The organism is Cellulomonas sp. A375-1 (assembly GCF_001040865.1).
Taxonomy (GTDB): Bacteria; Actinomycetota; Actinomycetes; order Actinomycetales; family Cellulomonadaceae; genus Cellulomonas; species Cellulomonas gelida.
This window is the reverse complement of sequence record NZ_LFKW01000037.1, coordinates 2880-8165: the sequence shown is the minus strand read 5'-3', so window position 1 is coordinate 8165 and position 5286 is coordinate 2880. Positions and strand designations below refer to the sequence as shown.

The window sequence follows — 5286 nt, the reverse complement described above, 5'->3', positions numbered from 1 at the left end:
CGACGCCGACGCGCGGACCGACGAGGGCACGCCGCCGGCGACCCCCGCCGCGGTCCCACGCCGCGCGCGCCGCCGCTGGCGCCGTCGGCTCGGCATCGCCGCGGCGCTCGTCGTGCTCCTGCTCGTACCGCTCGCGTGGGTGCAGGGCGCGGGCCAGGCGCGGCTCCGCACGCAGGCGACCGTCCAGGACGCACCCGTCGCGCTCGTGTTCGGCGCCGGGCTGCGGCCCGACGGCTCGCCGTCGACGTACCTGCGCCGCCGGCTCGACGCAGCGCAGACGCTGTACGAGTCGGGCAAGGTCCAGGTGATCCTCGTCAGCGGCGACAGCGGCTCGATCGGCCACGACGAGCCGACAGCCATGCACGACTACCTCGTCGCGGCGGGCGTCCCGACGGGTGCGGTCGTGCTCGACTACGCGGGCTTCGACACGCACGACACGTGCGTTCGTGCGCACCGCGTGTTCGGCGTGGACGCGGCTGTCGTGCTTACGCAGGACTACCACGTGCGGCGCGCGGTCTTCTCATGCTCGGCCGCCGGGATCGACACGCAGGGCATCGGCGTCTCGTCGGCGAGCGTGCGGCCCGAGCAGCTCACCCAGTGGCGGCTGCGCGAGGTCCCGGCCTCGTACAAGGCGTGGTGGGACGGCCTCACGGGGCGTGACCCGGTCTACCTGGGCCCTGCGGAGACGGGCGTGCAGGACGCCCTGCGCGACTCCTGAGACGATCGGGTGTGCCCGCGACAACCTCCGCCTCCCCTGACCAGACGCCTGACCCGACCCCTGAGCCGACCCCCGCCGAGCCCGCCGAGCCCGCCGTCGAGCGGCGCGACACCGACCAGCTCCTGGCCGACCTCGCCACCAGGCTCGACGCGAGCGGCGTACGGCTCGTCGCGCTCGACATGGACGGGTCGCTGCTCGACGACGCCAAGCAGATCCCCGACGGGTTCTGGCCGGTGCTCGACGCGCTCGTCGCCCGCGGGGTCGTCGTGTGCCCCGCCTCCGGTCGGCAGTACGCGACGCTGCGCGAGCAGTTCGGGCGCGACGACCTGACCTACGTGGCGGAGAACGGCGCGATCGTCGTGCGGCGGGGCGAGCCGGTCGCGGTCGCCGGGCTGGCCCGGGCGAGCGCGCGCCGGGCGGTGGACCTCGTGCGCGGGGCGGTGCGCGACGGCGCCGACCTCGGCACCGTGCTGTGCGGCGTCCGGTCCGCGTACGTCGAGCGCACCGACGAGGCGTTCCTCCAGCACGTGCGCCCGTACTACCGCCTCCTGCAGCACGTCGACGACCTGGACGCCGTCGACGACGAGGTGCTCAAGGTGGCGGTCTTCGACTTCGGCCCGGCCGAGCTCGGCGCGGGTCCTCTGCTCGCACCGCTCGACGGACCGGACCGCGTGCTGGTGTCCGGGACCCACTGGGTCGACGTCATGGGCCCCGACGCCGACAAGGGCCACGCGCTGCGCTGGCTGCAGGCCGAGCTCGGGATCTCGTCGGCGCAGACCATGGCGTTCGGCGACTACTTCAACGACGTCGGCATGCTCGAGGCCGCCGACTGGTCCTTCGCCATGGCGAACGCGCACCCCGACGTCCGCGCGATCGCGCGCTTCATCGCCCCGTCCAACAACGACGACGGCGTCGTCCGCACCCTCCGAGCCGCCTTCTCCCTCCCCTGACCCCGCCCCACGCGACCGCCACTCACCCCGAACCAGCGGCTGCTCCGGGAATCCACCCCGTCGGCCGGAGCAGACACAGCGTCACGCAACGACCCAGCGGACACTCCGGCCCAGAGCGCTGAGCCGGAGCAGACACAGGGTCACGCGAACCCGCGAACACTCCGGCCTAGGAGCAGCTGAGCCTGAGCAGACACTGGGTCACGCCAACCAGCGGACACTCCGGCCCCGGAGCGGTTGAGCCGGAGCAGACACTGGGTCGCGCGACGAGGCAGCGAACGCTCCGGCTCCGGAGGGGTTGAGCCGGAGCAAGCGCTGGGTCGCAGGGTGGGGCGGCCCCTAGGGTGGCGATGTGACCGGGGTAGCGGGGTCACTGTGTGGGTCGCGGGGTGATTGGGGTCGCGGGTGATGGGGGGTCGCGGGATGGCTGGGGGTCGCGGGGTGGCTGGGGGTCGCGGGGTGGCTGGCGGTGGTGATGTGGCTGGCGGTGGTGATGTGGCTCCGGCGGGCCGGGGCGGGCGGCTCGTCGATCCGCAGGACGTCGCCGGGGTGCTGCTCACTCCCGGCGCGAGCGCGGACCGGGACCACCACACGCTCGTCGCGCTCGAGGCGGCACTCGCGCCGCTGCCCGTGCTCCGGATGCATTTCGCCAACCGCGAGCGCGGCAACCCCGGGCCGGAGCGCGCCGAGGCTGCGATCCCCTACCTGCGCGAGCGCGCGGACGCGTGGGCGGCCGAGCTCGGCGTCGAGCCGGGACGGCTCGTGCTCGGCGGGCGGTCGTTCGGCGGGCGGATGGCCTCGATGGCCGTCGCGCAGGGACAGCCCGCCGCCGGGTTGCTGCTGCTCTCCTACCCCCTGCACCCGCCCGGCAAGCCGGACACGCTGCGCATCGAGCACCTCCCGGACGTGGACGTCCCCACTCTCGCCGTGAGCGGTCAGCGCGACCCGTTCGGCACGCCCGACGAGCTCGCGCACCACCTCGCCGCGATCCCCGGACCCCTGCGCCTCGTCACGGTCCCCGGCGACCACAGCCCCGCGGACCCACCCGTGGTCGCCGCCGTCCTGGACTGGTTCGGCCGCTCGCCCGCCTGACCCGCAGCCGGCTCACCCGCCGAGAGCGTCCGACGAGCGCGTCCGACGAGCTCGGCAGTCAAGGGCGAGCTCGTGCGTCTGGACTGCCGAGCTCGCGCCCGACTGCCGAGCTCGACCGCTGAAGGCGAGGAGTCGGGCACCTAGTGCCGGGCACCTGGTGCCGGGCGAGGCGAGGCCGGTGAACGGGTGGGTCAGGCTGCCAGGGCGCGGTCGAAGGCGGCGAGCGCCTGGGGGGAGGACAGCACGAAGCGCACCAGGGCGATGCCGTGAGGCCGACCGTCGGTGCCGCGATCCTGGTCGGTGCCCGCCTGCCACGCCCGCACGGAGTGCACCGCCACGTCCGCGACCTCCTCGACGTCCCACCCGTACGCACCCGCGCTGATCGCGGGGAACGCGATGCTGTGCGCGCCGACGTCCACGGCGACCTCGAGCGAGGCCAGGAAACAGGCCGCGAGGGCGGGGGTGTCGCGCTCGCCGGCGTGCCAGTTGGGTCCGACCGTGTGCACCACCCACCGCGCGGGAAGGCCGAAGCCGTCGGTGGCCACGGCGTGCCCCACCGGGAGCCCGTCGGGCAACCGGTCGGCGCGCAGCTCGCGGCAGGCGTCCAGCAGCCGCGGGCCGGCCGCGGCGTGGATCGCCCCGTCGACGCCCCCGCCACCGAGGAGCGAGGAGTTCGCCGCGTTGACCACGACGTCGACGTCCTGCTTCGTGATGTCGCCCAGCACCGTCTCGATCCGCATGTCCCCATCGTCACCGAATCGGCCCGATGTGCACCGGTCAACGGTCCCACCGAGGCTGTGATGCCGGTCGCGGGGCCGCAGACGCGACAAGGCCCCTCGGACGCTTACTTCCGAGGGGCCTTCGCCGGTGTCCAGGCTAAGTCGCTGCAGCGCCCGTCCGGGTGAACGACACGCGAACTGTCCACAACTTTGATCCACAGGCCTGTGTTCAGCCCGTGTTCATGCAGGTCGGCCTGTGCATATCGGTGTGGAGCAAAGTGTGGATAAAGAAATCTCCCAGAGCCTCTTGCGGGCCCGTTGCGGCAGGACTAGACATCTCACATCGGCCTCGACGGATCGGGAACCGACAGGAGAAGGCCCCCTCGGGGGACGGACCTGACGGGCTCGGGACGACGAGGTCGGGCCGACCGGAGAACGGGCGACCACACCGACGGGGAGACCCGAAGGCTCGCGGATGACGCCGCGAGGGTTGCTCCGGACCGGAAGGCTGATCGCAGTCCCCCGCCCGCGGCGGCCCGGTTCGCCGGAACGTCGGGTGTCGGGTCGGAGCCGCACCGTCAGAGCGGCGCCGTCGCACCACCGGGCCCCCGGGCTCGGAGCCGGCAGGCTCGAGAGCAGCGAGGTCGACGCACCGCAAGGCGCGTGGACCGCACGGATCACGCACCGCAAGGCGCGTGGACGGAGCAGCTCGCGAGGCTGATGGCACACGGACCGCACGAGGCACGGACCGCAAGGTCGGTGCACCGCATGGTTCGCGGGTGTCGACACGGTCGACCGGGTCCGCCCGGAAGGCCGACGGCCTGGGATCGCACGAGAAGGCCCCTCGGACGCTTACTCCGAGGGGCCTTCTCCGTGCTGCCGTGGGAACGACGCGGCCGTGCTGCCGCGGACGCTACGGGGCCGGCTCCGGAACCGACTCGAGCAGGATCGTCACCGGGCCGTCGTTGACGAGCTCGACCGCCATGTCGGCGCCGAACACCCCGGTGGCCACCTCGAGCCCGCGGGCGCGCAGGGCAGCGACGACCGCGTCGACGAGCGGCTCGGCGATCGGTCCGGGCGCGGCCGAGTTCCAGGTCGGCCGACGGCCCTTGCGGGTGTCGGCGTACAGCGTGAACTGGCTGACGACGAGCACGGGCGCGCCGACGTCGGCGGCCGACTGCTCGTCGCGCAGGATCCGCAGCTCGGCGACCTTCCGCGCGATCAGCTCGACCTGCGCGGCACCGTCACCGGGCGTCACCCCGACGAGCACCACGAGCCCCGGCCGGTCGATCGCCCCGACGACGGCGCCGTCGACGGTGACCGACGCGCGCGTCACCCGCTGCACGACAGCCCTCACAGGCAGGGCTCCACGGAGCCGACGGCCTCGCCGTGGCCGAGCACGGCGGTCGCCCCGATCGGCGCGACGAGCGCGGGGTCCACCCCCGCCACCGCAAGCGCGGCGGCGAGTACCGCGGCGCGGGGCCGCGCGGAGCCGTCGGCGATCTTGATCGCGACCGCCCCGCCGTCGGGCAGTCCCGCGGCGTACACGCCGTCGGCGCCGTCCTTCGCGACGAGCCCCGGGACGGCCTGCATGAACCGTGTCGCGTCGCGCCCGGTCCCGGCGACGAGCCACGGGTGCGTGCTCATGGCCCGCGCCACGCGTCCCTCGGGAGTGCCCGCGTGCCCGGAGTCGTGCGGTGCCCGGCCGAGGTGGCCGAACGAGCGCGCGAGGCCGACGAGCGTCGTCGAGAACAGGGCGGCGCCGCAGCCGTCGACGGTGGTGTGCTCGACCGGCACACCCGTGAGCTCG

Annotated in this window: 6 protein-coding genes; 3 read left to right on the top strand and 3 right to left on the bottom strand. The window is 74.2% G+C overall.

Features of this window, described 5'->3' with window-relative positions:
• From CWIS_RS04265 to CWIS_RS04255, 3 genes are all read left to right on the top strand, one after another.
• Nucleotides 1–718 (top strand): vancomycin high temperature exclusion protein (locus CWIS_RS04265; RefSeq protein ID WP_048342012.1); only part of this gene is annotated, 718 nt, incomplete at its 5' end.
• An 11-nt stretch (nucleotides 719–729) separates the two neighbouring features.
• Nucleotides 730–1668, top strand: coding sequence for a Cof-type HAD-IIB family hydrolase (locus CWIS_RS04260; RefSeq protein WP_369796478.1), 939 nt, complete (start codon nucleotides 730–732; stop codon nucleotides 1666–1668).
• 492 nt (nucleotides 1669–2160) lie between these two features.
• Entirely contained in the window at nucleotides 2161–2757 is a 597-nt protein-coding gene (locus CWIS_RS04255) for an alpha/beta family hydrolase (RefSeq protein ID WP_048342011.1), read from the top strand.
• A gap of 191 nt (nucleotides 2758–2948) precedes the next feature.
• Here CWIS_RS04255 and CWIS_RS04250 read toward each other — a convergent pair whose 3' ends face one another.
• The 3 genes from CWIS_RS04250 to CWIS_RS04240 all read right to left on the bottom strand — a co-directional run.
• Nucleotides 2949–3497 (bottom strand): O-acetyl-ADP-ribose deacetylase, encoded by a 549-nt coding sequence (locus tag CWIS_RS04250; protein ID WP_048342010.1) that lies wholly within the window; start codon nucleotides 3495–3497, stop codon nucleotides 2949–2951.
• A gap of 892 nt (nucleotides 3498–4389) precedes the next feature.
• Nucleotides 4390–4833, bottom strand: a complete 444-nt coding sequence (gene dtd / locus CWIS_RS04245) for a D-aminoacyl-tRNA deacylase (RefSeq protein WP_048342009.1) — start codon at nucleotides 4831–4833, stop codon at nucleotides 4390–4392.
• Nucleotides 4830–5286, bottom strand: a 457-nt coding sequence (locus tag CWIS_RS04240) for an asparaginase (RefSeq protein ID WP_048342008.1), incomplete at its 5' end; no start/stop codon positions are given. The genes dtd and CWIS_RS04240, both read right to left, overlap by 4 nt.

Coding starts and splice junctions, on each gene's coding strand:
- CWIS_RS04250 (WP_048342010.1), bottom strand. CDS start 3,497: ATGCGGATCGAGACGGTGCTGGGCGACATCACGAAGCAGGACGTCGAC.